Genomic DNA, 25,582 nt, shown 5'->3' on the forward strand with positions numbered 1-25,582 from the left:
CAGATGCAAGCTCTTCTGCTTCTCGCCCTCGCCACCTGCCCGCCCCAGGCCAGCGCCGTGGTGAAGGACGTCTACGGGTGGTACCTCAAGGACCAGAACCACTGGCCCCGCTCCCTGCCGAGCCAGCGGGAGCGGTTCGAGCCCGGGCTCTACGCGAAGCTGAGTGAAGCGAGCAAGCCCTTCCAATCTCCCCGCAACGATGGGAGCGGCGTGCTCGATTCCGATCCCTTCCAGGGCACCCAGGTGGGCGCCATGAGCTATCGCATCGCCGGCTGCCAGCTGACGGCGCCGGACCGAGCCATCGTGTCAGTCCCGGTGAGTGTGGGGCGCTCCAAGGCCTCCGCCAGCCTCCAGGCCATCCAGGTGCAGGTGAACGCCACCGGCGGCCGCTGGCGCCTCGCCGACATCAGCTTTCCGGCGCCCGAGGGATCGCCGGAGCAGACCCCCCGCCGCACGTTGAGCGATCAACTGCGGCAGATCCTGGCCATGCGCAGCCCCTCATGGGTCCCCCCCGGAACGAAAGGCCCGGTCCACACGCCATAGCTGCACCAGACCCCAGCTGCTGGCCAGCATCCCCGCCGCCCCCACCAGGCCCAGGGACCAGGGGGGAGCCGTTGCCGGGGGCGCGCAGGGCACCGCTCCAACCCGCCCAGAGCACGAACGCCGTGGCCAGGCCATAGACCCTGAAGGCGTGGAGGCTCTGGCGGCGGCCAGCGGGATCGACGGGATCCTCGCGGTCGTAGCGGTGGGGCAAAGCACCAGGAAATGGGCCGCCTGCCACAGGCAGGTGAGCAGGAACACCGGCATCGCCAGCAGGCTGCCGATGGCCAGCATCAGACCGCCGGCCCCCACGATCGGCGCGCCGCCATAGAGCCTCAGCGCCCGTTCGCGCACCAACCGATCAGGGCGCCGCGCCGCGAGGCCATCGAGAGCCGCTTCGAGCAGGGTGTCGCGGATCGCCGCCCGGGCGGCCACCACACCGGCGAACGCGTAGGACAGCCCCACCAGCACCGTTGAAGCGGCCCCAGGAAGGCTGGCCATCCCTCGGCGTCGTGGGGGCAACGATCGACAGGCCAGCTTGGGCTCAATGACGTTCTGCCGCCTGGGGCTGATAGATGGCCCCATCGAAGCGGTAGAGGGTGCGGCCGCGGGGCCCGTAGCGCGTGCGCAGATCGGCGTAGCCCAGGGTGCGGCTGCCCGGGACCTCCAGACCATCCTCGGCGCCACTCATCAATTCGCTGTAAACCCCGTCGGGCCGTCGCTCGACAATCCAGAAGGGCACCGAATGACCGCCGAAGTAAGCCGGGCAACGGCGGGTGGGGACCACAAGCCAGGCCGCCCCCGAGGGCGCCAGCCGCGGCATTGGCAGCGCCGCGAAAAACGCCTCGGCCCGCCGAAGGCCCACGGAGGGATCGGCCACGCAGCGGGCGAGCGCAGACCGGTGCTCAGGATCGGCGGCAAGCTGACGGCTCAGCGCCGGCGGTGCCGGTGTGCGGGTGGAACCACGCATTAATGACTCAAGGTCGTAGCTCTGGGCGCGGGCAGCGCTGGCTCCGAGCAACGCCAAAAAAAGCGTCAAACCCACGGCATCAGAACTCCACCGTTTCACCCGTCCAGCCCAGCGCCCGGCCGAGCGTATCGAAGAAGTTGGGCCACTAGTCAGGCCCCACCGCAGGCGTGCTGGCTGTCTGGAAGTGTCCAGAATTCGCCCGTGCGCAGGTTGCGCGTGGTGTACCTCCGACCGCGCCGATCGTCCTTCGCGGCCTGCCGGCAATCGGGGATGAAGCTCAGGCACAGCTGCACCACATCCCCCTCGCGGCTGCGATGGATCGCCGGCACGGTGTCATAGGAGACCTGGTAACCGCCGTTGGTGAAGGTGATGGCGGACCCCGATCCTGGGATGGGGATCAGGACGCCATTGGCATCGGTGGAGCTGAGCCGGTAGAGCACCTCCTTGACGCTGCTGCGGCGGCACTCCCCCAGCCGCTGGGGCAAGGGAGCTCCCTGGGCCCCGGCGGGAAGCAGCGCCACCGCGCTGAGCAGCCACGCCAGGCCCAGCGGCCGCCAGCTTGTGGTGCCCCTGATCCTGAGCAAGGTGATCCACGGCGCCGGTCCACTACGAAGGCGGGCAGGGGGGAACTGAAACGCCATCGGAGGCCCTCCACTCGAAGGGGACGATCGGCTCCGATTCTGGCCCTGCACCCACCGATGGACATCGGCCGCCAACTCCGTCGCTCAGGCCGTTCCAGGGCAGGGCCGGAAGCTTTGCCCTTCACCACCTGCCCGAGCGGGAGTGAACCGGTGCAACACCCCTAAACTGCCGATCCCCGGACCCCAGCCCGTGTCGAGGCGGCTGCTCTCCCAGCGCCACCCTTTCCTGTACCGCGCCTCGGTGGCGTTCCACCGCCTGCGGCGACGCCTGCGTGCCCGCTTCGATGGCCGCACCTACTGCACAGTCGCCAGCGTTGGCGCCGAACCGCTGCCTTACCGGATCAAGAAGCACCAGTCGCTGCTGATGCGCAAGCTCGGCAGCACCGACCTGCGCCTTCAGCACAACAAGGTCGACAACCTGCGCCTGGTGGTGGCCAACCTCGATGGCGTGCTGTTGCGCCCGGGGGAAACCTTCTCCTTCTGTCAGCTGGTGGGCAAACCAAGCCGCCGGCGCGGTTTCAAGGAGGGGGTCGAGCTCTCGTTCGGGGTGGCGCGGCCGGGTATCGGCGGCGGCATCTGCCAATCGACCAACCTGCTCTACTGGCTGGCGCTGCACGCGGAGCTCACGATCAGCGAGCGCCATCACCACACCTGTGATCCCTTCCCCGATGAGGGCCGGGTGCTGCCCTGGTCATCGGGGGCGGCTGTGTTTTACAACTACCTCGACTTCCAGCTCACCAATCCCACCCCGTCCACGTTTCAGATCCGCCTCTGGCTCACCGACACCCACCTGGTGGGGGAGCTGCGCAGCGATCGGGAACCTGCCTTCAAGTTCCACGTCTACGAGGAGAACCATCGCTTTCTCAAGGGCGAGAACGCCTACTTCCGCAGCAACGAGATCTGGCGCCGCGCCGTGAACCGTGCCAGCGGCCGCACCGAGCGCCATGAGCTGATCTCCCACAACTTCGGCAAGGTGCTCTACGAGCCGAGTGAGGAGATCAAGCGGGCTGCCGTGCCACTGGAGGAGACGGTGACGTTGTGAGGAGGAGGCAATGGCTGTCCGCGCTTGCGCCCCTGGTGCTGATGCTGGGAGCCCAGACCATGGCCATGAGCGCCATGCCATCAGACGTGCAGGAATGGGTGCGGCAGGCCGAGGCCCGTGAGAAGCAAGGAGCTTTTGGCGAAGCGGCTGAGTTCTGGAAACGGGTCGTCCGCCGCAGCGAGCAGGTGCAGGGCGGCAATCATCCCGATACCGCCACGGCGTTGAACCACCTCGGCGAGAACCTCTACTACATGGCCGCGTACGGCGAAGCTCTCATCGCCTTCGAACGGGCCCTGCGCATCCGCGAAAGCAGGCTCGGTCCCCGTCACCCGGACACGGGCACCTCCCTCCAGAACCTGGCTGCGCTCTATGAGAAGCAGGCCGCCTACGGCAAGGCTGAACCCCTTTACGAGCGGGCCCTTGAAATCCAGGAAGCGACCCTCGGGTCTCAGCACCTCGCCACGGCAACCACCCTCAACAACCTTGGAGGACTAAGCCGCCGCCAGGGAGCGATGGCCAGGGCCGAGGCCTTCTATAGGCGGGCCCTCGTGATCGTCGAACAACGGTTGGGGCCCAAGGATCCCCAGACCGCTGACACGCTGCACAATCTCGCCAGCCTGTATGCCAGCGAGGGCCAGGGCGAGAAAGCCGAGCCCCTCTTCCTCCGAGTGGTCGCCATCAGTGAGGCCACGCTCGGACCCAATCACCCGGAGACGGCCACGACCCTCAATTCCCTTGCGCTTCTGTACGACAAAAAGAAAGAGTTCTCCAAAGCGGAATCGCTCTACCGCCGCAGCCTCGCGATCCGGGACAAGGTCCTGGGGGCAGGCCACCCCGACACAGGAGCATCACTCAACAACCTGGCCCTATTCCTCTCCAGTCAAGGGCGATTCGAGGACGCAGAACCCCTGGCCCGGCGCGCCCTGGAGATCAAGGAACGAGCCTTGGGCCCGAACCACCTCGGCACCGCACTCTCGCTGGATACCTTGGCTGGCCTGCTCCTCAACCAGGGCGCCCATCAGTCCGCTGAACCTCCCCTCCGTCGCAGTATTTCGATTCAGGTCAGCTTCCTACAGAGGGAACTGCCCCTGTTGCCCGAATCCAGCCGCCTTCCCCAGATCCAGGCCCTGGGCAACGCCTGGGAGGCGGCCTACTCCCTGGCCGGCCGCACCCCCAGCGGCGCCGATCTCGCCCTGTTCACACGCCTCAACCGCCACGGCCTCCTCCAGGACATCGAACGCCGGCAGGCCCTGCTCGCCCGTGCACCAGGGCCCCAGCAGGCCCTCAGCCAGCGGATTGCCGCCCTCACCGCCCTCCTCGCCAACGTCGGACTGCCCCCCGCCCAGCGACAGCCCCTCCAGGACCAGCGCCAGCAGCTCGAGCAGCAGCTCTACCGCCAGCTCCCCGCCCTCCAGCCCAGGCTGGTGGAACCCGCTTCCGTGGCCCAGGCCCTGCCTCCCGATGGAGTGCTGATCGAGTTCCAGCGCTACCGGCCCTACGACGGGCGTGCCAACAAGGACCAGCGCTGGGGTGAACCCCGCTACCTCGCCCTCGTGCTCCAGCCCTCCGGCGCCATCACCGCCACTGATCTCGGGCCCGCCAGTGCCATCGATCCCCTCATCCGCCAGGCACTGGCCGTCAGTGAAAAGGGCGAGCGCCCCGCCGATCCCCTCTGGCAACAGGTCACCGTCAAGGTGCTCAGCCCCCTGCTCCCCCAGCTCGCCGGCCGCCGACGCTGGTTCCTCTCCCCCGATGGCGAGCTCAACCGCATCCCCTACGCCGCCCTCTCCGATCCAAGCAACCCCAGCCAGCGCCTGGTGCAGGCCGTGCAGCTGCGCCTGCTCACCAGCGGCCGCGATCTGCTGCCAGGCGAGCCCAGCTCCGCTGGCCAGTTACCCCTGGTGGTGGCCGGCCCCGATTTCGGTGGTGCCCGCCCCTGGGCCGCCCTCCCCGCTGCCGCCCAGGAAGGCCAGCAGGTGGCCAGCCAGCTCAAGGCCACCTTGATCGCGGGAACTGCCGCGACCACCACAGCCCTCAAGCAGGCCCGCGGGCCCAGCGTGCTGCATGTGGCCAGCCATGGCTTCTTCCTGCCCGCCGCCAACGGCGGCGACCCCCTGCTCGATTCCGGTCTGGTGCTCGCCGGCGCCAACCGCAGCGGCCTGCCCAATCAGCCAAGCGCAGCCCCAACAACGGCAACTCGCAAGAGCGGTGCCGGCGACGATGGCTACCTCACCGCCAAGGAGGCCGCCCAGCTCCAGCTCGACGGCACCCAGCTCGTCGTCCTCTCCGCCTGCGACACCGGCTCCGGCACCGTTCAGGGCGGCGAGGGCGTCTACGGCCTCCAAAGAGCCCTCACCGTCGCCGGTGCCCGCTCCACACTCCTCTCCCTCTGGAAGGTCGACGACGACGCCACCGCTCAGTTCATGCGCCGCTTCTACGACCTCCTCAAGGCCGGCAAAGGACGCATGGAGGCCCTCGTTCAGGTCCAGGAGGAGTTCCGCACCAACCCTCCCGTGCGCGACTGGCGCGACCACAAGTACTGGGCCGCCTGGCAGCTCTCCGGTGATGTAGCACCGCTGCCGGGGCTGTGAGGAAGCGGGCGCTGCTGGCCGTGGTGGGAATCCTCGCGGCCCCGGCGCTGGCGGTCGCAGCGCCGGGGCCGATCCCTTCCCGCTCCGATTCCCGGCAGGCACAGGTGCCCTCCGCGTCCAGCCGCCGTCGCACGATCGCCCCAGCCGACCTCCTCAGCGAGGTGCACCGGGCACAAGCCCTGGAAGCCCGTGGCGCCATCGCGCAGGCAACGGCGCTGATGGAGCAGATCCTGCACTCGGTCGAGAAGCAGGCCGGCTCCAGCCACCCCACGACGGCCGCCGTGCTCTCCGCTCTGGCCCGCCTTCTCCAGAAGCAGGGGAACGGCAAGCGTGCCGAGGCTCTCCACCTGCGGGCTCTCGCCATCTTCGAGCGGCTCCACGGCCGCGGTCATGCCGACACGGCGACAGCGCTCCAATACCTGGCCGACTTCTACGACAACCAGCACCTCTTGCCTCAGGCCGAGTTCTTCCACCGCCGAGCTCTGGCAGCACAGGAGCAGGCCCTCGGACCCGATGACCCGGCCACGGCCACCTATCTGAACAACCTTGCCGTCCATCTGATGCGCCGGGGCGCTTACGACAATGCCGAGCCCCTGCTTCAGCGGGCACTCTCGATCGTCGAGCGGCACCACGGCCCTCTCCATCCTGACACCGCAACCACCCTCATCAACCTGGGCGGGCTCCATCAGGGACTTCATGACTACGACAGAGCCCAAGCCCTGTTCACCCGTGCGCTCCATGTGGCCGAAACCTCGCTGGGCGCGGGGAGTCCACTCGCGCTGCAGGCCCTCGGCAGCCTCGCCCTTCTCTCTCACATTCAGGGGGCCTACCCCGAAGCGGAAGTCCTCTACCGGAAGGTGCTGACCGGCATGGAGGAGAACCGGAGCACAGCTCCGACCGATGCGGCGAGGGTTCGGATAAACCTGGCTCAACTTCTTGTGCTCCAGTCCAGGTACGGGCTGGCGGAACCACTCCTGCTGAGCGCCCTGGATCTGCAGCGCCGTGCCCTGGGTGCACGGCACCCGGAAATCGGCCTGACGCTGAACAACCTGGCCCAGCTCCACATCGATCAGGGAGCCTACGAGCGGGCAGAGCCGCTGCTCCGGCAAGCCCTTGCGATGAGCGAATCCACCCTGGGACCCTCCCATCCCGCCACAGCTCTGGGGCTCAGCAACCTGGCCCAGCTCCACCAGCGCAGCGGGACCCCGGATCGAGCCGAGCCGCTCCTGCTGCGGGCCCTCGCCATCAACGAGAAGGTTCAGGGCCGTGAGGCTCCGGGCACAGCGGTCGTCCTCAACAACCTGGCTCAGAACTACCTGACACAAGGGGCATTCACGCGAGCTGAAGCGCTCCTGCTGCGTGCCCTCTCGATCAACGACAAAGCCTTCGGTGCCGATCACCCCACCTCATCGGGCTATCTCCTGAACCTGGCCGAGGCCTATCGGCAACAGGGTTCCGCCGTCCGCGCCGAACCGCTCTACCGCAGGGCCCTGATCATCCAGGAGCAACGGCTCGGAGCGGAGCATCCCGTGACGGCCAACACCCAGATCAACCTGGCCCTGCTCTACGACGGCCAGGGCGCCTCCGCCCGCGCCGAACCCCTGCTGCGCCAGGGCATCCGCGGCCAGACCCTCTTCCTTCAGCGCGAAATCCCCCTCCTTCCCGAATCCCGCCGCCTCCCCCAGATCCGCTCCCTCGGCAACGCCTGGGAAATCGCCTACAGCTACGCCGGCCGTTCCCCCGCCGGCTCCGATCTCGCCCTGTTCACACGCCTCAACCGCCACGGCCTCCTCCAGGACATCGAACGCCGGCAGGCCCTTCTCGCCCGTGCACCAGGGCCCCAGCAGGCCCTCAGCCAGCGGATTGCCGCCCTCACCGCCCTCCTCGCCAACGTCGGACTGCCCCCCGCCCAGCGACAGCCCCTCCAGGACCAGCGCCAGCAGCTCGAGCAGCAGCTCTACCGCCAGCTGCCCGCCCTCCAGCCACGCCTCATCGAACCTGCTGCCGTGGCCAAGTCCCTGCCTTCCGATGGTGTGCTGATCGAGTTCCAGCGCTTCCAGCCCTTCCAGGGACGCCCCGGAACGGCCTCCCCCTGGGGAGAACCCCGCTACCTCGCCCTCGTCCTCCAGCCCTCGGGCGCCATCACCGCCACCGACCTGGGGCCCGCCAGTGCCATCGATCCCCCCATCCGCGAGGCCCTCGCCGTCAGCGAAAAGGGCGAGCGTCCCGCCGATCCCCTCTGGCAGCAGGTCACCGCCAAGGTGTTGGCTCCCCTGATGCCCCAGCTGGAGGGTCGCCGCCGCTGGTTTCTCTCCCCCGACGGCGAACTCAACCGCATCCCCTACGCCGCCCTCTCCGATCCCCGCAACCCCAGCCAGCGCCTGGTGCAGAACGTGCAGCTGCGCCTGCTCACCAGCGGCCGTGATCTCCTTCCCACCGATCCAGCCCCCAACGCCCAGCCACCCCTGGTCGTCGCCGGTCCCGATTTCGGCGGCGTCAAACCTTGGGCCGCCCTGCCCGCCGCCGCCAAGGAAGGACAACAGGTAGCCGACCAGCTCCGCGCACGCCTGATCGAGGGATCCGCCGCCACCGCCACCGCCCTGGAACGGACCCACGGGCCCCGGGTGCTGCACGTCGCCAGCCATGGTTTCTTCCTGCCCGCCCCCACCGGAGGTGATCCCCTGCTCGATTCCGGCCTCGTGCTGGCGGGCGCCAACCGCAGCGGCCTGCCCAACCAGCCCAAAGCCCCTGCCGGCCCCCCAACCACCCGCTCTGGCGCCTCCCTTGATGACGGCTACCTCACCGCCAAGGAGGCCGCCCAGCTCCAGCTCGATGGCACCCAGCTCGTCGTCCTCTCCGCCTGCGACACCGGCTCCGGCACCGTTCAGGGCGGCGAGGGCGTCTACGGCCTCCAAAGAGCCCTCACCGTCGCCGGGGCCCGCTCCACACTCCTCTCCCTCTGGAAGGTCGACGACGACGCCACCGCTCAGTTCATGCGCCGCTTCTACGACCTCCTCAAGGCCGGCAAAGGACGCATGGAGGCCCTCGTTCAGGTCCAGGAGGAGTTCCGCACCAACCCTCCCGTGCGCGACTGGCGCGACCACAAGTACTGGGCCGCCTGGCAGCTCTCCGGCGACACCTCTCCCTTGCCGGGGCTATGAGAGGTAAACACACTGAACCCACCCACCCAGCTGCCGTCGTGTCCCAGCCCTCGACCCCCGGGTTCCTGATCTCCGCACTGTTGCTGGCCGCCAGCGCCGGCGCCACCTTGGCCCCAGCGGCCGTGGCCGCCCCGAATCCTGCGACCGACCTGCAGGCAGCGGTTCAGGCCGTCAGCGGGCCCCTGCAGCAGGCCTGGAAGGGGGATCCAGCCACCGCCGCCCTGCCCTGGCCGGCCCTGCGGCTGGTCCCTGCGGGCAACGGTCTTCTCTCCAGCTGCCCCAGCGCCCAGGGCGCCAGCGCCGACACCAGTGCCCTCTACTGCCCGGCCAGTGGCGAGCTGCTGCTGGAGGCGAAAGGATTGAGCAGCGATCGGAAGCGCTACGGACCGTGGGGAATCGCCTACTGGGTCGCCTCCGGCCTGGGCCAGGCCTTCCTCGCCCGACAGAAGGCCGGCACCGCCCTAGAGGGACCGGCTCTCAATCTCCAGGCCATCTGTCTGGCGGGAGTGCTACTGGATTCCAGCCCGGGACTCAAGCCCAGCACCCCCGCCCAGAAACTCTCGCCGGCGCGCTCCGCCTACGGCAGCGCCGATGCGGCCCTGCAGGGCACCCGAAGCCAGCGGGCCTACGCCCTGCTCAGCGGTTTCGGCGCCACCGCCAGCCCCTGCACGGCCGCGGCCATGGAGGGCCTGGCGAACGACCGCGTCAGCGATCTGAAGCTGTTGGCCGAGGTGGGCGAGGAGCCCAACCGGGCCTTGAGCAGCGTCAGCAACGCCCCAACAGCCTCCTGCCGCAAACCCCTGCGCTGCCCCCGCCGGGTCGGTGAGGTCTTCGCCGCCGCCCGGCCCTGAGCCATGGCCGAGCCAGAGCAGCCGCCAACCGCAACGCCCCGCGCAGCGGCAGCTACCCCCGCGGCGTCCAAGGATCCGGTGCCCTCCTGGGTGCGCTCGAACGTGCTGCACAACTGGATTCAATCGGTCGGCATCGTGGTGGCGGCCACCTGGGGGGCCTACACCTTCATCTGGAAGGAGGTCCTGGTGCCGGACATGGCCCCCGCCAGCCTCAGCCTGCAGATCGCGGTGAGCCCCAGCCGTCGGCTGCGGCCGACCCAGACAACGGGCCAGGCCAACCTGGAACTGGAAGTGGAGATCACTGCTTCCAATTCCAGCAGCCGCAGGCTGTACCTGCTACCCAGCGTCTGGCAGCTGAAGGGGATCCGACTCCATCAGGATGGCGAGGATCCTGCCTTCGCAGAGAGGGCCACCGAGGTGCTGATTCTGCTGGGCCCCCAGGACCGGGCCGAGCGCTTCGCCCCCTCAGACCCCGGCCGCACCCTCTCCACTGGCTGGCTCTTCCTCGACGATGTGATTCACCCCGGCGAGAAGCTGAGCCGCAACCTGCTGTTGCGATTGCCGGCCAAGAGCTTCGAGGCCGCCAGCTTCGATCTGCTGATCCCCACGCTCACCCAGCCGCCGAAGCCATCCCTGTTCGGGGGCCGGGCCCTGCGCTGGTCCTACGACCCCCGGGCCACGGCCGCCATGGAACTAGTGCCCAATCTCTGCCCTAGGGATCCTTCCAAGGACTGCGCCCCCATCAGCCTTGAGGCCCTCACCCACCAGGTGAAGGCCTTCGATCCCAAGTCAATCTTCTTCAAGGCCACACGGGAAGTGGCGCTGTAGGTGACGACCAACCGCCTCAGGCCAGCTCTGGCGGGGGATCGAACGGCTGATCGAAGCCCACGCCGAGGCTCACCAGCAGTCCGCCTTTGACGTACCAGCGCAAGTTGACCGAAATCTGCTCGACACCGAAACCCGGCTGACTGCTGAGGTTGAGCAGCAGGCGGTTGACGGGCTCAAACTCCTGGCCAGAGGTCAGCACCAGGCAGAGCCCGCCGGCGCTCAGGTCAAGAATGTCGGCCGAATACCAGGGCCCGATCGCCTCACCATCGGCTGACGCCAGGGCCAGAGAGATGGGCTTGGTGACCTCGATGGAGTTTCGGAAATGCTCGCGTCGGTTGGCGCCATGGTCTTTTTCCCCCTCTTCCTGGAGGGATCCGCCCGCCTCAGAACCATCGCCAGGGACCTGGATGAATGGGCTCGTGAGAGTGGGTTCGGTCACAGTGATGAGAATGAAGAGGACTGTGAACGATTGAGCAGCTGAGCTCGCTTGATCTCATCAACATTAACGGTGTCTACACTTGCCGACAGCCCAGGCCAAGGGACCCTTCCAGCCCATCGGCAGGCTTGACAACAGGCCCGTAAACCCCCCTGATTCGTAACAACGGTCACCAGAGCGGGTCCCACCGCTGTTCATGATCACGACCTCCAAAGGGCCCCCATGTTCACGGATTACAGGCCCCACAAGGGCTACGACGAGTACTTCAGCGCCACGGCCCAACCCCGCCAGGCCCTCAAGCCCCTGCTTTCCTCCCTCGGGCAGCTAGGCCTCGATCAGCTCAACACCAGCCACGCCGCGGCGGAGATCCTGCTCAAGCGCCTCGGGGCCACCTTCCGCCTGAACGACTCAGGTGACAAGGGCAGCGAACGCATCCTGCCCTTCGATCCCCTGCCCCGCCTGATCTCCACCAGCGCCTGGCAGATCCTGGAGAAGGGCCTGGTGCAGCGCCTGGAGGCCATCGACGCCTTCCTGGGCGACGTGTATGGACCCCAGAAGATCCTCCGCGACGGCGTTGTGCCCCGCGAAGACGTAGAGAGCTCCCAGGGCTGGCGCCCCCAGATGAACGGCTTCAAGCCACCCTTGGGCCGCTGGTGCCACGTCTCCGGCCTGGATCTGATTCGCGACGGCTCGGGGACCTGGCGGGTGCTGGAGGACAACCTGCGCTGCCCCTCCGGCGTGGCCTACTTCCTGGAGAACCGGCGCGTCATGAAGCGCATGTTCCCCAGCCTGTTCGCCGGTCGGGCCGTGCAACCGATCGACGACTACGCCTCCCACCTGCTGCGCACCCTGCGGGAGCTGGCCCCCTGGACCGACTCCCCCAAGGTGGTGCTGCTCACTCCCGGGGTGTTCAACAGCGCCTACTTCGAGCACAGCTACCTGGCCCAGCAGATGGGCATCCAGCTGGTGGAGGGCCGTGATCTGGTCTGTGAGGGCAATCGGGTGTGGATGCGCAGCACCGCCGGGCTGGAGGTGGTGGATGTGATCTATCGCCGCATCGACGATGACTTCCTCGATCCAGCTGTCTTCCGCAGCGATTCGATGCTGGGAGTGCGGGGGCTGATGGAGGCCTACCGGGCCGGCCGGGTCGCGATTGCCAATGCCCCAGGCACCGGCGTCGCCGACGACAAGCTCATCTACGCCTACGTGCCGGAGATGATCCGCTACTACCTGGATGAAGAGCCGATCATCGAAAACGTTCCCACCTACATCTGCTCCCGCGAAGACGACCGTGCCTACGTGCTGGCCCACCTCAAGGAGCTGGTGGTGAAATCAGTGGCGGAGGCCGGGGGCTACGGCATGCTTATCGGTCCCCATTCCACGGAAGAGGACATCCTTTCCTTCGCCGCCAAGATTCAGGCCGACCCGCGCAACTTCATCGCCCAGCCCACGTTGGATCTCTCCACGGTGCCGTCCCTTAGTGAAGGAGAGCTCTATCCCTGCCATGTGGATCTGCGCCCCTATGTGCTCCGCGGCCAGGATGCCTGGGTGAGCCCCGGGGGCCTCACCCGCGTCGCCCTTCGCCGGGGCTCCTTGGTGGTCAACTCCTCCCAGGGGGGCGGCTGCAAGGACACCTGGATCGTGGACGAAGCCTCATGCTGAGCCGTGTCGCCGACTCGCTTTACTGGATCAATCGCAATGTGGAGAGGGCCGAGAACATCTCCCGCTTCGTCGAAGTCAGCGAGGCTATGGCGCTCGACTGCCCCCCCGGCAGCGCCGAACCATGGCTGCCCCTGATCGACGCCTGCGGCGATCGAGAGCTGTTCGACAAGCTCTACCCCCAGGGCCAGCCCGAGGATGTGGTGCGCTTTCTGGTGCGGGAGGAGGGCAACCCCAGCAGCATCGTCAACTGCATCGCCGTGGCCCGGGAAAACTCCCGTCAGATCCGCGAGGTGATCACCACCGAGATGTGGGAGCAGATCAACGGCCTCTACTGGACGTTGCAGGAGAGCGACACCTTCTGGGCGCAGCCCCCCCAGGAGCAGCTGCGGGAGATCCGCCGTGCCTGCCAGCTCTACTACGGCATCACCGACGCCACCTTGAGCCGCGATCTCTCCTGGCACTTCTCCCGCCTGGGCCGGCTGATCGAGCGTGCCGACAAGACCAGCCGCATCCTGGATGTGAAGTACTTCCTGCTGCTGCCCAGCCCGGAGGATGTGGGCGGTGTTCTTGATGAACTCCAGTGGATTTCACTGCTGCGCTGCACGGGGGCCTACCAGATGTTCCGCCAGGCCCAGCAGCAGGGCATCACCCCCAAGGCCGTGGCGGAATTTCTGCTGCTCGATCCGATCTTCCCCCGCTCGCTGCGCTACTGCCTGGAGGGCATCAACCGGACCCTGCGCGTGATTCGCGGCAATCCCGTGCCCGGTCCACCCGATGATCTGGAGTGCCTCAGCGGCCTGATGCTGGCCTCCTGGAGTTTCGTGCGGATCGATGAACTGATGGCCCAGGGGCTCCACGAGGCCATCGATCAATTTCAGAGCGATCTCAACCGGCTGCACGCGCAGATCGACGGGCGGTACTTTGTCATTTCCACCCCCTCCCTCCCCAGTCCACCGGAGCCGGCATGCGCGCCCGACTGACCCACACGCTCACCTACCGCTACAGCGCACCGGTGCAGCTCGGGCCCCATCGGGTCTGCCTCAAGCCCCGCGGCCACGGATTCCAGCGACTGATCAGCTTCGCGCTGCGCTTTTCGCCGGAACCCAGCCGCTCCTGGCCCCTGGTGGCCGCCAGCGGCGATGAGATCCAGCGGGCCTGGTTTCTGGGCGACACCGACAACTTTGAGCTCCAATCCTTGAGTGAAGTGGAAACCTCAATGCCACCTCCCCTGGAGATCTGCCTGGAGCAGAATCGCCTCGCCCTCCCCTATCCGGTGGGGCATCTCAACGGCGATCTGATGGGCAGCCTTGAGGGCTGGCTGCCCAATGGGCAGCACGACCCTGCCGCCGTGGAGCTGGCCCAGGAGGCCCTGATGGGCAGTGACCAGCAGGCGCTGATGTTCCTGGCCCAGCTGGTGGAAACGATCCAGGACCGGGTCAAGTACACCCAGCGCCACTCCGGTCCAGCCTGGCCCGCCGGCCGCACCCTCAAGGAGCGCGTGGGTTCCTGCCGCGACCTGGCGATGCTGATGATCGAGGCCTGCCGCTGCGTGGGGCTGCCGGCCCGGTTCGTCAGCGGCTACCACCTGGTGGAACCCGCACCGGAACGCTACGACCTCCACGCCTGGGCGGAGGTCTACCTGCCCGGAGCCGGCTGGCGCGGCTTCGACCCCAGCGGCATGGGGGCAATCGATGACCGCTACATCCTCCTGGCCACCTCCTCGAAACCGGACCTCACCGCGGCCGTCAGTGGCACCTACTCCGGGCCACCGGGGGTGGAGAGCAAGTTCAAATGGTCGATCACGGCCGAAGTGCTCGACGAGACTCACCTGAGCGTCCCGATTGCCCCCAGCCTGAGCCGATGACCCTCGCTGGCCATCCGCTTCAGTCGAACCTGGCCGACGAGGTCAACCAGCGCCTGATCCGAATCATGGCGTTGGTGGGACTGCTCGGCAGCGCCCTGATCGGGATGTCCACAGGCTCCCTGGCCCTGATCGCAGCCAACCGCAGCATCGTGCGTCAGAGCGATCAGATCAGTGCCTCGATCAGCACCTTCCTGCAGGCGGAAAGTAGCAAAAGCGAACAGCAGCGAATGGTGCAGCTTTACCGCAGCCAGACCGTCAGCCCTGACACCGACAGCCTCGATCAGCTGGTGGTGTTCGACGGGAGTGGCCAGGTGCTGCTGAGCTCGAGGCCATCCCTGGTGGGCCGCTCCCTCGCGGAGCTGCTCCAGCGCGGCGACCTTGGCGACGGTGTTGATCGCGCCAGCCTGCGCTGCTTCGCCCAGCCCACCCCGGGCTGCCGCCTGGCCAGCCGATCGTTCCACCTGCCCTGGCAACGCACCCAGACCGAGTGGCGGCTGCTGAACCAGCTCAGCTTCGACGCCACCCCAAGGGAAACGCGTTACCTGGTGCTGATGACCTTCAACGCTGAGGCCACCAACCTGCTGGTGTTTCAGCAGATGCTGCTGCTGGCGAGCCTCAGCATCCTGATCCTGGGCAGTCTGCTGACCGTGCTGACCCTGACCCTCAAGCAGAGCTTGCTTCCCGGATTGCATCAGGTGGCCGAAACCGATGGGCTGACGGGCCTGGCCAATCGCCGCACCTTCATGGAAATCAGCGAAAAGATGCTGAACCGGGGCCTCGATGAGGGCCTGCCCTTTGTGCTCACGGTGATCGACATCGATTTCTTCAAACGCGTCAACGACACCTACGGCCACGTCTGTGGGGATGCGGTGCTCAAGGCGGTGGCGCAACAGATTCGGGTCTCCGTGCGTGAGCGTGACCTGGTGGGCCGGCTGGGGGGCGAGGAATTCGGCTTGGTCCTGTCCAGCAGCACCACCACGGCCGATTCGATTCTCGAGCGCGTGCGTCAGCAGGTGGAAGCCTCACAGATCGATTGGGAGGGTGAACCCGTGAAGGTGACGATCAGCCTGGGGGCCGCCAGCAGCGAACACCTGGACCACTCCCTCGATCACCTCTATGCCGCCGCCGACACGGCTCTTTATCAGGCCAAATCGGAGGGGCGGAACCGGGTGCGCTGGGCGGCGGCTCCCCGCCCTGCGTCCAGCTCCGCCAACAACCCCTCCCCCCCACAAACGGACCGCCGATGACCACTCCTCCCTGGCTCACCGGGTCCCTGGCCGTCGCCAGTGAGATCGATCGCCGCCTGGCCGCCGCCGGCGTGAAGCTCACCCTCGGTGGGGAACCCACCTACGTGCCGGACCTGCCGGAAGGGGCCGAGTGGACCGTGGCCGCCGATGGCCCCACCAAGCTTGGTTACGCGCGGGCCCTGGGCCTGGAACTCCAGCGCCGAGCCTGGCCCAGCAGCACATTGATCTATTGCCCGGGCAAGCGTTACGACGGCGAGGTGAACCCCCGTTGGGCCCTGCGCCTGATCATCGGAGCCGACGGAGAACCGATCGTGCGCTGGCCCCAGCAGGGAATCAGCGACGAGGCCGCCGCGGCCCTGGGCCCCCTGCTTGAGGCCGATGCTCTGCCCTTCCTGGAGGCCATCGGCGCGTCCCTGGGTTGCGGCCTGCGGCCCCTGGCCCTGCGGGACACCCTCGACCCGGAGCGGCGGGTCTGGGCCGCCCCCCTCTGCCACCACGACCCTGAACTCGATCCGGAGGCCCCACCGGGTTGGGAGGCCGCCGAATGGCCGCTGGATGAACCCCTGAGGGAGCTGCTGGGCGCCGCCGGACCGGCGGGTCTGCGCTTGCCCCTGCAGCATTTCCCCGAGGGTGTGCTGCGCCAGGTGCTCACCCTGGAGGTGCACCCCGGCGGCTGGAGCCTGTTCCTGCCGCCCCTGGCGCGGGAGCCCCTGGAGCAGCTGCTGCGCTTGATCGCCGCCGCCAGCGCGGGGAAAAGCCAACCGCTGCTGAGCGGTGTGCTGCCCCTGGACATCACCGGCCACTGGCAGGTGCTGGGGCTGACCGCCGATCCGGGTGTGCTGGAGGTGAACCTGCCGGTGTGCGCCAACTGGCAGGCCTATGCCGGCTGGATGGTGAGGCTCGAGGAAGCGGGGGCGACGGTGGGCCTGCGCTCCTGGAAGGACGACGATGGTCACATCGTCGGCACCGGCGGCGGCAACCACCTGCTCTGGGGCGGCCCCGATCTGGAAACGAACCCCTTCTTCAGCCGCCCCGCCTGGCTGGTGGGGGTGCTGCGCTTCTGGCAGCGCCATCCCAGCCTGGCCTACCTGTTCAGCAACCCCTCGGTGGGTCCCGCCTCCCAGGCCCCGCGGCCCGATGAGGGCAGTGCCTCCTGGCTCGATCTGGAGCTCGCCCATCAGGTGATCGAAGACCTGCCAGAGGGCGATCAACGCGTGCTGATCAGCGAAACCCTGCGCCACCTCCATGCCGACCGCAGTGGCAACACCCACCGCAGTGAGATCAGCATCGACAAATTCTGGAATCCCGCCTGGGCCGCCGGCTGCCAGGGACTGATCGAGTTTCGGGCGATCGAAACCCTGCCGCGCACCGAATGGATCGGGGCCATCGCCCTGCTCTGGAGCGCCCTGGCGGTGCATCTGCTGGAGCCAGCGCACCGGCCGGAGACGATGGAGCCCTTCGGCCCCCGGCTCCACGACGCGCTGATGCTGCCCAGCGCCCTGCTGGCCGACCTGGAGGCGGTGCTGGCCCGGCTGGCGGCCGATGGACTGATGCTCGATCCCAAGACCTTCCGTACCATCTGGGACTGGCAGAACCCACGGCTGCTGGCCTGGGAGCAGGGGGAGGCACGGCTGGAGGTCCGCCGGGCCCGGGAAGCCTGGCCATTGCTCTGCGACACCCCGGTGGAAGGGGGCAGCACCAGCCGCTTCGTCGACAGCTCCCTGCGCCGCTTCGAACTGATTTCCTCCGCGGCCTTCCGCCAGCGCTTCGCGGTGGTGCTGAACGGGCGACCGCTGACCCTGGGAGAACGGCCGGTGGCCGTGCGTTATCGCCAGGAGCAGCTCTACCCCTGCCTGCATCCCGCGATCGCCCCCCATGTGCCCCTGGAGCTGGCGGTGCTGGAGACCGGCGCCGGCTCGGACGCGGCACTGGAGGGCTACTGGACCCTGGCCAGCGAGCGCGACGGCTTCCGTCCGGAGACCCCTAGCGACGGGAGCTCTCCCGGCGAAGGGCTGAAGGCGGCCCCCTGGCGCGCCGCCAACCCCGGGGACGTCACGGTCGATCTGCGCCTGGAACCCCTGCCCGCCTGAAACCCTTTCGCCAGCCCCACCACCGATGCAACGCCCTACCGCCCGCCTGCTGCTGAGCGCTCTGCTGCTCATGGGCTTCGCTGGGGCTTCTGCGGCCGAGGCCGCCACCCCCAAGACCACCCGCCGGGGCCCGGCAGCCGCCGCCAAGACCACCCCCTTGGCCCGCTACCGGATCAGCGCGGAGACCACCACCGCGCGCACGATCAAGATGCCGTCCTTGGGCCAGATGATGGGCGGCGGCTCGGTGAGCTTCAGCACCGAGACCAACCGGAGCCTGCTGCTGCGGCTCCAATCCCCCCGCACCCCAGCCACCGCACCCCAGGCGGAGCACAGGATCCCTGCGAGACTGCAACTGGGCACGGCCCTGCCCCTGCTGAGCCCCCAGGGCAGCAGCCCTGAGCCGCCTGGGGAGATCCCGCCGATCGAGCCCGGCGCCAAGGCGAGGCTGCTGCGCTTCTGGGGCTGTGGCGCCCAGGCGGGACCCGGTCAGCCGGAGGTGATCGAGCTGGGCACCGACCGCACGCGGCTGGCGGAAGCGTTCAGGACCCTTCGGGCCAACCCCGCCCTTCGCCCTGGGCCCGGCGGCACCACCGGCACCTGGCCCAGCGGCAACGAGTCCCCGAAGATTCCCCTCAGCGCCTCCCTGGTGGGGGAGCACGTGGTGAGCGGGAACTACAGCCCCGAGATTCGTTTCAGCCTCGATGGCTCCCAAGATTTCCTCGGCGCCCTGGATCTGAAAACGGCCCCGGAGGGTGAGGCCCTGCGCCTGAGTTGGGGCACGCTGCCCAAGGCCCTGGCCTACGGCGGCCAGGTGATCGGCCTGGGCAAAGGCGGCGGCAAGGAGAACCGGGACATCGTGATCTGGGAATCCAGTGCCCAGCGCGATGGACTCAGCCAAGCCGAAGGCGAGCTCACCCCATCGGTGGTCGCCAAGCTGGTGGCCCAGGGGCAGCTGCTGGGCCCTGAGCGCAGCTCCTGCGTGATGAGCGCCGAAGCGCGTCGGGCGATGGAGTTACCCACCACCAGCCTGCAGGCCTACGGCGGCGTGACCGTTCTCCAAGGCCCCGATTGGGTGGTGACGCTGGAGCGCCAGTCGCGGACGACCTTGCCGCCCTTCGACGGGATGGGCCTCCCAGACGGCGGAGGCAAGCCCGAGGGCAAAGGGGGCAAGGGAGGCGGGGGCTTCAACCCCTTCAAGCTGTTCTGAGGCTTTCCCTACCAGCTCACCCCGTGCAGCTTGGGCAGCGGCGCGGTGCGGGAGGTGGTGGCGAACAGACGCGGGATGCGGCTGCTGTTGTAGACCCGGAACTCACGCACGAGGCTGGCCCCCTTTTCCCGCACCGCCTGGTTGAGCACCAGGGAGCCATTGGGGTCGGAGACCGAGCGGTGGAAGGTGCCGGGAGGAATGCGCAGGATGTCGCCACCCATCTCCAGGCGCACGATGTGGAATGGGTAGTTCCAGCCCAGGTTGACCAGATAGAAGGTGCGCCCGCCCTGCATCGCCAGCAGGTTGTCCTCCTGGTGGGGGTGCAGATAGAACTGCCAGGAACCGCTCTCAGGATCGTCGGGGGGGCTGATCGCCGGGCCCGTGTGCACCACCAGATCACGGGCATTGGAGGTGGGCACGGTGATGTCGAAGAAACGCACCGCGGGGGTGTCGCGGAACTTCTCGTAGGGGATCAGCTCGAACATCGGTGCCGGGCGTGGTCCCCGCCGGGCTGGATCCAGAAGCAGGCCTGAACTGGGCATGGCGATCGTCCTTCCGATCAAGGAAGGTCAAGTCCTCCCACCTAACCGAACCGCCGCCCCCCCGGGCCGTTCAGTTCGCTACCGAACGGGCGGTAATCCAAGGTTCGCAGCCGGTGCTGCAAGTGGCGTCATCACCCATCGGTGGCCACCCGGGTGCATTGCTTCAATGAGCAGGCCACCCCACCCGAGCCCGCCGTGCCCTCCTTGCGTGCGTTTCTCTCCCCGCTGTCGGCCCTGCTGCTGGTGACGGGCCTGGGCTTGAGCCCCCTGGTTGCCAGCGCCCAGCAGAGCCAGCCGATCCGCTCCAGCCAGCGACGCCCCACCGTCTCGGTACCCGACTTCAAGAACACCGTCACCCAGAGCACCTGGTGGTGGCAGGGGCCCGTGGCCCAGGACCTGGCCGCCGCCCTGGCCAATGAACTCCAGGCCACCGGTGATCTCCAGGTGGTGGAGCGCCGCAACCTCAAGGAGGTGCTCTCCGAGCAGGAGCTGGCCGATCTGGGCATCGTGCGCAAGGGCACCGGCAGTTCCGCCGCCAAAAAGGGCCAGATGACCGGCGCCCGCTACATCGTGCTCGGCACCGTCACCTCCTATGACAGCAACGTGGAGAGCAAGGCCTCCGGCAGCAACTTCGGCTTGATGGGGGTGGGCACCGCCAAAGAGCAGCTGGAAACCAAGGACTACGTGGCGATCGACATCCGCGTGGTGGACAGCAGCACCGGCGAGGTGGTCGGCTCCCGCACCGTGGAGGGCCGCGCCAGCAACGCCGCAGAAGCCAGGTCGAGCGGCGTCAGCCTGCTGCCCGCAGCTGGCCTGGCCCTGTTGCTGGCCCCGAACATGGGTCGCACCGGCCAGGTGCTCACGGGCGCCGCCGGTACCTTGAATTTCGGCAACCGCAACAGCCAGAGCCAGCGCACCCCGGCGGCCAAGGCCCTGCGGGCGGCCCTGATCGATGCCTCCGACTACGTGAGTTGCCTGCTGGTGCCCAGGGGGAACTGCATGGCCGACTTCAACGCCCAGGACCAACAGCGGCGCCAGCGCACCCGCGGGGTGCTCCAGCTGGAGTGAGCCTGGGCTCAGCGCCGGAGCAGGGACCGACGATTCACCATCACGGCGGAATCATCGGCTCGGATGGGCACAGCCATGAGCTCAACGCCTTGGATCGTGCCGAAGTCGTCGGAACGATCTGACCCCTCTGAATCCGGTGCAAGCAGCCCGGAGACAATGCCGGCATCAAAGGAGAAACGGCCCGGACCGTTCAGCAGGATCGCCAGGCTGCCGCCCATGTAGAGCACCACCAGTTCAAGCACGTAGATGTTCAGCCCGCTGGTGAGGATGTGCTGGTAAGCGGCCACCGACATCGTTCCGGTCAGGGCAAGGGCTCCCAGCGGGGAGAGAAAGCCGAGAATCACGAACCAGGAGCCGAACAGTTCGGAGAAACCGGCCAACTGGGCGAAGAACAGCGGGAAGGGGAGGTGCAACGGCACCACGTAATTGGCGGCGAAGGTGGCCGGATCGGCCAGCTTTTCCTGGCCGTGATGGATCATCATCAGGCCGATCGACAGCCGCAGGATCAGCAGGCCGGCGTTGGCGAAGAAGCCGTCCTTGAGGAAATAGCGGCTCAGCAGAGATTTCATCGGGGAAAGGGGGTCGGAAGGTTCTCAGGAGTGGTGAGGGCCCTGTCGTTGACTTAGGGCTTGGAGCCGACGGCTCCAAGGGCGACCAAGGGGGCGTTCAGGGCTGCAGTCGGGGGGAGGCGGAGAGGCGAAAGGCCCAGAGCGCCACGGTGGCGATCAGAAAGCCCAGGAAGCCTTCGAGCAGCGAGAGGGTGGGCATGGCTTGAAGATCAACAGCCTTCATCCTGGCTCGCTGGATGAAGAAATGTGAGGACGGCTTGACGGAAACCGCCAAGCTGCCCGGCATGGGCCGCGCCACTGGGCTCACCAGGGGGGCGTCAGAAGGGGATCGGCAGCTCCACGTCCGCGGGGGCGGGGGCGCAGGACGGCACCCGCTCCTCCACCACCTGGCCGATCACCACGATCGAGGGGGACTCAAACCCCTCCGCCTCCACCCGGTCCGCCAGCTGGGCCAGCTCCGTGACCAGCTCCCGCTGGCCGTTCACCGTTCCCTGCTGGATCACCGCCGCCGGCGTGGTGGCCCCCAGGCCTCCCGCCATCAGTTCCTCGCAGATCCGGCGCAGGTTGTGCAGGCCCATGTAGATCACCAGCCCGTCGCTGCAGCGGGCCAGGCCGCGCCAGTCGACCCCTGGCCGGCCCTTGTCGATCTCCTCATGACCGGTCACAAACGTGACCGATGAGCCCGCCCGGCGGTGGGTGATCGGGATGCCCACATAGGCGGGCGCCGCGATGCCGGCGGTCACCCCCGGCACCACCTCCACCGGCACCCCATGGCGCACCAGGTGGGCCGCCTCTTCGCCACCGCGGCCGAACAGGAACGGGTCCCCCCCCTTGAGCCGCACCACACAGCGGTGGCGCTGGGCCAGCTCCACCAGCACGGCGTTGGTGCTGGGCTGGGGCACGGAATGGTGGCCGCGGCGCTTGCCCACGAAGTGGCGCTCGCAATGCTCCGGCGTGAGTTCCAGCAGCTCCTTGGGCACCAGGGAGTCGTAGACGAGGGCATCGCACGCGCGCAGGAGCCGATGGGCCTTGAGCGTGAGCAGCTCCGGATCCCCCGGACCCGCCCCCACCAGGTACACCTTGCCGGGGATCGGCTCACTCATGGCAGGGCAACGAGCCGTTGCAGCAGAACCTGATGGAATCGGAGGCGTTGCAACAGAGGTGGGCCGAGCTGATCGGTGAGACGGTTGGCCGCCAGAGCCAGGGGCAGCGCCACCTGGTCCCTGGCGGGGCTGGCCTGAGTGTATGAATCAGCCCCCTCAGCGGGCCGACAGGGGGCTTCGATCACCCGCTCCAGGTGGCGCAGATAGCGCGCGGCCAGGGGGCCTTCGAGCGGGTGGTGCCACCAGACCGGCTGACGTCCCGCCACGCGCACCTCGGCGCCCGCCTCCGCCAGGGCCCGCTGCCAGAGGGGCCAGGCCCCGAGGAACGGCAGGCGCCGCAGGGGACCCTGCCGTCGCCAATCGGCGGCGATGACCTTGATGTCATGGCGCACGTGATGGCCGGGCAACAGGAACAGGGGCACCAGGGTGAGACCCGAGAGCCGCTGCTCCGGTGACGGGAAGGCTGGCTGTTCGCACGCCGAGAGGGCCTGGAGTCGCACCGGGCTCTTACGGGACTCCTCCACCGCCGCGGCCAGCGCCTGCAGCTCTTCAGGAATCTCCCCACCGGCGCGGCCGTGCACCACGAGCAGTAATGGACTGGGGAGGTCGGTCAACGGCCGACTTGGACGCTAGTTCTGCCCACCCTGCCACCCTGTCCCACCCGCCGGGGGCCGATGGCAACCATCCACCGGCGGGAATGCCCAGAATCCACGGGCCTCTGCCCCGACCGCAACCATGGAGGTGCGCCCCCAGCTCTTACCGGCCGCCGCGCTGAGTCCGGAGCGACTGCGGTTCCGGGAACTGATCGGCAAGATCGGCAGTGGGGAGCACACCAGCACAGGGCTCAGCCGAGCCGAGGCCCAAGAAGCCCTCGACCTGATGCTGCAAGGGGCTCCGAGCGAGGCCCAGCTTGGGGCGTTTCTGATCGCCCACCGCATCCGCAGGCCGGCGCCACAGGAGCTGGCGGGCATGATTGACAGCTACAGGGCACGAGGGCCCGTGTTGCGCACGTCAGGCCAGCGGGCCCTTTGCTTCGGCGTCCCCTATGACGGCCGAAAGCGCACGGCGCCGCTGTTGCCCCTGGTGGCGCTGCTGCTGGCGGCCAGCGGCCAGCCTGTGGTGCTGCACGGCGGCGGTCCGATGCCGGTCAAGTACGGCGTCACCCTGGCCGAGCTGTTCGCCGCCCTCGGGATCGAATGGCGGGGGCTGACGCTGGAGACCGTGCAGGCGCGGCTCGACCGCTTCAACCTGGCGCTCACCCACCAACCCGATCACTTCCCAGCCGCCGAACGACTGCTGCCGGTGCGGGTGGAGATCGGAAAGCGACCACCGGTGGCCAGCCTGGAACTGCTCTGGACGCCGCACCAGGGGGAGCATCTGCTGGTGAGCGGTTTCGTCCACCCACCCACCGAACCGCGGGCCTGGGAGGCGCTGGCGGAAGCGGGCGAAACCGACCTGTTGACGATCAAGGGGCTGGAGGGTTCCACCGACCTGCCCACCAGCCGCTCCGGCATCGCCGCCCGGGTCAGGCATGGCCAGGTGGAGCGTCTGATCCTCGATCCCCAGGGCCATGGACTCGGCGGCGAAGACCTGGGCTGGCAGGGGATCGAAGCCTGGGGTGATCAGGCCAAGGCGGCCTTGGTGGGCGAGGGACCCCTGGCCAGGCCCCTCACCTGGAACCTGGGAACCTTCCTGTGGCTGGCTGATCGATGCAACAGCCTGGAGGCGGGTCTGGATCAGTCCCGGACCCTTCTGAGCAGCGGCAACGGCGAAAGAAGGCGCCAGGATCTGATCCCATGACTCCGCAGAAACCCAGCCTCCACAACCACTGTTTCAGGTTCGAATCGGACTTCGTGAGCGATCTGCGCTGTCTGCCGATGGCGGTGCGCCGCAAGCTCGACCTGGCCGGGGTGAAACTCAAGTTGAGCCACTGGCATGCCCTCGAGGGCCAAGAGCGTGCTCTCGTTCTGGCCTGGTCCGATGATCCCGCCGCGATGGCCGAGCTGCGTGGCTGGCTGATGGAGCACACGGCCTCGATGCCGGACGGACCCGCCCAACCCCTGGAGCCTGCCATGGCCACCTTTTGGCAACAAACCGCCGTCGTTCCGGAGGTCCTGCAGCTGGCCTGCGATCAGATCGAAAACGCCATCACCCTCCGGGATTGGGAGGCACTCGATGAACTGCAACGCTTCGCCCTCGTCAAACTCAGCCACCCAGGCCATGAGCACCGCAACCTGCCGCGGGCCCTCCAGGAATTCGGCCTGATCGATCCGCCATGCAACGGGGAAAGGTGATCGAAAGCTCTGCCCAGCGAAAGGCAATCTGATGGAGTCAGAGCTCCAAGCGAACGCTGGCGACTCGGCCCTGCGGACCTGCCTGCTCAGTGGCGGTGAGAGCTGCCGCATGGGCCGCGACAAGGCCCTGCTGCCCCACCCGGAAGGGGGCAGCTGGCTGGAGCGCAGCCTGCGGTTGCTGGCCCAGCTCGAAGCCCCGATCAGCGTGCTCAGCCGGCACCCCAGCCATCTGGAGCTGGCCCGGGCCATCGCCCCCTCCCTGGCGGTGCCCCTGGAGGCCCTTGAAGAACCGGCCCCCTGGGAGGGGCCCCTGCGGGCCCTGGGGCGGCTGATGGAGCACCACCCGGGCGCCCTGTTGCTGCTCTGTCCCGTCGACATGCCCTGGCTGGATCGCACCAGCCTCGACATCCTCTGCCAGGAAGCGCACGGCGACCCCGGGCAGCCGCTGGTGGCCCACGATGGCGAACGCCTGCAGCCGCTGCTCGGGATCTACCCCGCCGATCAACAGCACCGGGCGTCGCTTGAGGCTCACCTCGCCCTGGGCCGCCGCAGCCTGCAGGGCTGGCTGGAGGCGGTGGGCGCCCGCAGCGTGCCCCTGCCGGCCGCCCCCCTGCGCAACGCCAACGACCCCGCCACCGCCGCCGCGCTCTGGCCCTAGCCTGCGCCCCATGGCGCAAGGTCCACTGGATCAGCTCGGCCGGCCCCTGGGGGTGCTGCGCCTCTCGCTCACGGCCCGCTGCAACCTGGCCTGCCCCTACTGCTGCCCGGAGGGGGAAGATCCACCTGAGCTGCTCAGCCAGGGCGAGCGCGTTCAGCTCGTGGAGACGGCCGTATCCCTTGGGGTGCACACCCTGCGACTCACCGGTGGTGAGCCCT

At 68.2% G+C, this 25,582-nt stretch carries 25 protein-coding genes; 17 read left to right on the plus strand and 8 right to left on the minus strand.

The genetic code is table 11. The annotated features are described in order from the left end of the window. Positions 1 to 3 precede the first annotated feature (3 nt). Positions 4 to 543, plus strand: coding sequence for a DUF3828 domain-containing protein (locus tag KBZ13_RS14415; RefSeq protein WP_255010391.1), 540 nt, complete (start codon positions 4 to 6; stop codon positions 541 to 543). Here KBZ13_RS14415 and KBZ13_RS14420 read toward each other — a convergent pair. The 3 genes from KBZ13_RS14420 to KBZ13_RS14430 all read right to left on the minus strand — a co-directional run bounded on the left by KBZ13_RS14420 (position 499) and on the right by KBZ13_RS14430 (position 2,031). Then, positions 499 to 1,041: a hypothetical protein gene (locus tag KBZ13_RS14420; RefSeq protein ID WP_255010392.1), complete on the minus strand. Its 543-nt coding sequence runs from the start codon at positions 1,039 to 1,041 to the stop codon at positions 499 to 501. The genes KBZ13_RS14415 and KBZ13_RS14420 overlap by 45 nt on opposite strands. Positions 1,042 to 1,084: 43 nt before the next feature. Next, the gene (locus tag KBZ13_RS14425; protein WP_255010394.1) at positions 1,085 to 1,579 is read right to left on the minus strand and encodes a hypothetical protein; all 495 of its coding nucleotides are present in this window, start codon (positions 1,577 to 1,579) and stop codon (positions 1,085 to 1,087) included. Between the two features lie 80 nt (positions 1,580 to 1,659). Beyond that, positions 1,660 to 2,031 (minus strand): hypothetical protein, encoded by a 372-nt coding sequence (locus tag KBZ13_RS14430; protein ID WP_255010395.1) that lies wholly within the window; start codon positions 2,029 to 2,031, stop codon positions 1,660 to 1,662. Between the two features lie 310 nt (positions 2,032 to 2,341). On the opposite strand from KBZ13_RS14430, the gene KBZ13_RS14435 reads away from it, so the two are divergent. The 5 genes from KBZ13_RS14435 to KBZ13_RS14455 all read left to right on the plus strand — a co-directional run bounded on the left by KBZ13_RS14435 (position 2,342) and on the right by KBZ13_RS14455 (position 10,624). After that, positions 2,342 to 3,193 (plus strand): VanW family protein, encoded by an 852-nt coding sequence (locus KBZ13_RS14435; protein ID WP_255010397.1) that lies wholly within the window; start codon positions 2,342 to 2,344, stop codon positions 3,191 to 3,193. A gap of 74 nt (positions 3,194 to 3,267) precedes the next feature. After that, on the plus strand, positions 3,268 to 5,784 hold the full coding sequence (locus tag KBZ13_RS14440) for a CHAT domain-containing tetratricopeptide repeat protein (RefSeq protein ID WP_255010398.1): 2,517 nt from the start codon (positions 3,268 to 3,270) through the stop codon (positions 5,782 to 5,784). Beyond that, positions 5,781 to 8,945 carry a CHAT domain-containing tetratricopeptide repeat protein gene (locus KBZ13_RS14445; RefSeq protein ID WP_255010400.1) on the plus strand — a complete coding sequence of 1,055 codons (3,165 nt, stop codon included), beginning with the start codon at positions 5,781 to 5,783 and terminating at the stop codon, positions 8,943 to 8,945. Before KBZ13_RS14440 ends, KBZ13_RS14445 begins: the two co-directional genes overlap by 4 nt. A 38-nt stretch (positions 8,946 to 8,983) precedes the next feature. Continuing rightward, a complete protein-coding gene (locus KBZ13_RS14450; RefSeq protein WP_255010401.1) occupies positions 8,984 to 9,796 on the plus strand; it encodes a hypothetical protein in 813 nt (270 codons plus the stop codon). Positions 9,797 to 9,799: 3 nt separating this feature from the next. Then, a complete protein-coding gene (locus tag KBZ13_RS14455; protein WP_255010402.1) occupies positions 9,800 to 10,624 on the plus strand; it encodes a hypothetical protein in 825 nt (274 codons plus the stop codon). Positions 10,625 to 10,640: 16 nt separating this feature from the next. Here KBZ13_RS14455 and KBZ13_RS14460 read toward each other — a convergent pair whose 3' ends face one another. Then, positions 10,641 to 11,063 carry a PilZ domain-containing protein gene (locus KBZ13_RS14460; protein ID WP_255010404.1) on the minus strand — a complete coding sequence of 141 codons (423 nt, stop codon included), beginning with the start codon at positions 11,061 to 11,063 and terminating at the stop codon, positions 10,641 to 10,643. Positions 11,064 to 11,282: 219 nt separating this feature from the next. Here KBZ13_RS14460 and KBZ13_RS14465 point away from each other — a divergent pair, with 219 nt between their 5' ends. The 6 genes from KBZ13_RS14465 to KBZ13_RS14490 are packed head-to-tail and all read left to right on the plus strand — an operon-like array spanning position 11,283 to position 19,130. Next, a complete protein-coding gene (locus KBZ13_RS14465; protein WP_255010406.1) occupies positions 11,283 to 12,722 on the plus strand; it encodes a circularly permuted type 2 ATP-grasp protein in 1,440 nt (479 codons plus the stop codon). Then, positions 12,716 to 13,702 carry an alpha-E domain-containing protein gene (locus KBZ13_RS14470; RefSeq protein ID WP_255010408.1) on the plus strand — a complete coding sequence of 329 codons (987 nt, stop codon included), beginning with the start codon at positions 12,716 to 12,718 and terminating at the stop codon, positions 13,700 to 13,702. The genes KBZ13_RS14465 and KBZ13_RS14470 overlap by 7 nt, the downstream gene beginning before the upstream one ends. Continuing rightward, positions 13,687 to 14,586: a transglutaminase family protein gene (locus KBZ13_RS14475; protein WP_255010410.1), complete on the plus strand. Its 900-nt coding sequence runs from the start codon at positions 13,687 to 13,689 to the stop codon at positions 14,584 to 14,586. Before KBZ13_RS14470 ends, KBZ13_RS14475 begins: the two co-directional genes overlap by 16 nt. After that, positions 14,583 to 15,833, plus strand: coding sequence for a GGDEF domain-containing protein (locus KBZ13_RS14480; RefSeq protein ID WP_255010413.1), 1,251 nt, complete (start codon positions 14,583 to 14,585; stop codon positions 15,831 to 15,833). Before KBZ13_RS14475 ends, KBZ13_RS14480 begins: the two co-directional genes overlap by 4 nt. Continuing rightward, positions 15,830 to 17,923, plus strand: a complete 2,094-nt coding sequence (locus KBZ13_RS14485) for a transglutaminase family protein (RefSeq protein ID WP_255010416.1) — start codon at positions 15,830 to 15,832, stop codon at positions 17,921 to 17,923. The genes KBZ13_RS14480 and KBZ13_RS14485 overlap by 4 nt, the downstream gene beginning before the upstream one ends. A 25-nt stretch (positions 17,924 to 17,948) precedes the next feature. After that, entirely contained in the window at positions 17,949 to 19,130 is a 1,182-nt protein-coding gene (locus KBZ13_RS14490) for a hypothetical protein (protein WP_255010418.1), read from the plus strand. An 8-nt stretch (positions 19,131 to 19,138) separates the two neighbouring features. Here the strand turns inward: KBZ13_RS14490 and KBZ13_RS14495 are convergent, their stop codons facing one another. Beyond that, the gene (locus tag KBZ13_RS14495) at positions 19,139 to 19,615 is read right to left on the minus strand and encodes a redox protein (RefSeq protein WP_255010419.1); all 477 of its coding nucleotides are present in this window, start codon (positions 19,613 to 19,615) and stop codon (positions 19,139 to 19,141) included. A 198-nt stretch (positions 19,616 to 19,813) separates the two neighbouring features. On the opposite strand from KBZ13_RS14495, the gene KBZ13_RS14500 reads away from it, so the two are divergent. Further along, positions 19,814 to 20,740: a CsgG/HfaB family protein gene (locus KBZ13_RS14500; protein ID WP_255010421.1), complete on the plus strand. Its 927-nt coding sequence runs from the start codon at positions 19,814 to 19,816 to the stop codon at positions 20,738 to 20,740. 8 nt (positions 20,741 to 20,748) lie between these two features. Here the strand turns inward: KBZ13_RS14500 and KBZ13_RS14505 are convergent, their stop codons facing one another. From KBZ13_RS14505 to KBZ13_RS14515, 3 genes are all read right to left on the minus strand, one after another. Next, complete coding sequence (locus tag KBZ13_RS14505) at positions 20,749 to 21,309, minus strand: DoxX family protein (RefSeq protein ID WP_255010422.1); 561 nt, start codon at positions 21,307 to 21,309, stop codon at positions 20,749 to 20,751. Between the two features lie 317 nt (positions 21,310 to 21,626). After that, positions 21,627 to 22,412, minus strand: a complete 786-nt coding sequence (cobA, locus tag KBZ13_RS14510; protein WP_255010424.1) for a uroporphyrinogen-III C-methyltransferase — start codon at positions 22,410 to 22,412, stop codon at positions 21,627 to 21,629. Beyond that, positions 22,409 to 23,026 carry a CbiX/SirB N-terminal domain-containing protein gene (locus KBZ13_RS14515; RefSeq protein ID WP_255010428.1) on the minus strand — a complete coding sequence of 206 codons (618 nt, stop codon included), beginning with the start codon at positions 23,024 to 23,026 and terminating at the stop codon, positions 22,409 to 22,411. The genes cobA and KBZ13_RS14515 overlap by 4 nt, the downstream gene beginning before the upstream one ends. A 121-nt stretch (positions 23,027 to 23,147) precedes the next feature. Here KBZ13_RS14515 and KBZ13_RS14520 point away from each other — a divergent pair, with 121 nt between their 5' ends. The 4 genes from KBZ13_RS14520 to KBZ13_RS14535 all read left to right on the plus strand — a co-directional run. Continuing rightward, positions 23,148 to 24,212 (plus strand): anthranilate phosphoribosyltransferase, encoded by a 1,065-nt coding sequence (locus KBZ13_RS14520; RefSeq protein WP_255010430.1) that lies wholly within the window; start codon positions 23,148 to 23,150, stop codon positions 24,210 to 24,212. Beyond that, positions 24,209 to 24,706 (plus strand): nitrate reductase associated protein, encoded by a 498-nt coding sequence (locus KBZ13_RS14525; RefSeq protein WP_255010432.1) that lies wholly within the window; start codon positions 24,209 to 24,211, stop codon positions 24,704 to 24,706. The genes KBZ13_RS14520 and KBZ13_RS14525 overlap by 4 nt, the downstream gene beginning before the upstream one ends. Positions 24,707 to 24,737: 31 nt before the next feature. After that, positions 24,738 to 25,364 (plus strand): molybdenum cofactor guanylyltransferase, encoded by a 627-nt coding sequence (locus KBZ13_RS14530; RefSeq protein WP_255010434.1) that lies wholly within the window; start codon positions 24,738 to 24,740, stop codon positions 25,362 to 25,364. Between the two features lie 10 nt (positions 25,365 to 25,374). Next, the coding region (locus KBZ13_RS14535; protein ID WP_255010437.1) for a radical SAM protein at positions 25,375 to 25,582 on the plus strand (208 nt) is incomplete at its 3' end.

This window comes from Cyanobium sp. ATX 6F1 (assembly GCF_024346315.1).
Lineage (GTDB): Bacteria > Cyanobacteriota > Cyanobacteriia > PCC-6307 > Cyanobiaceae > ATX-6F1.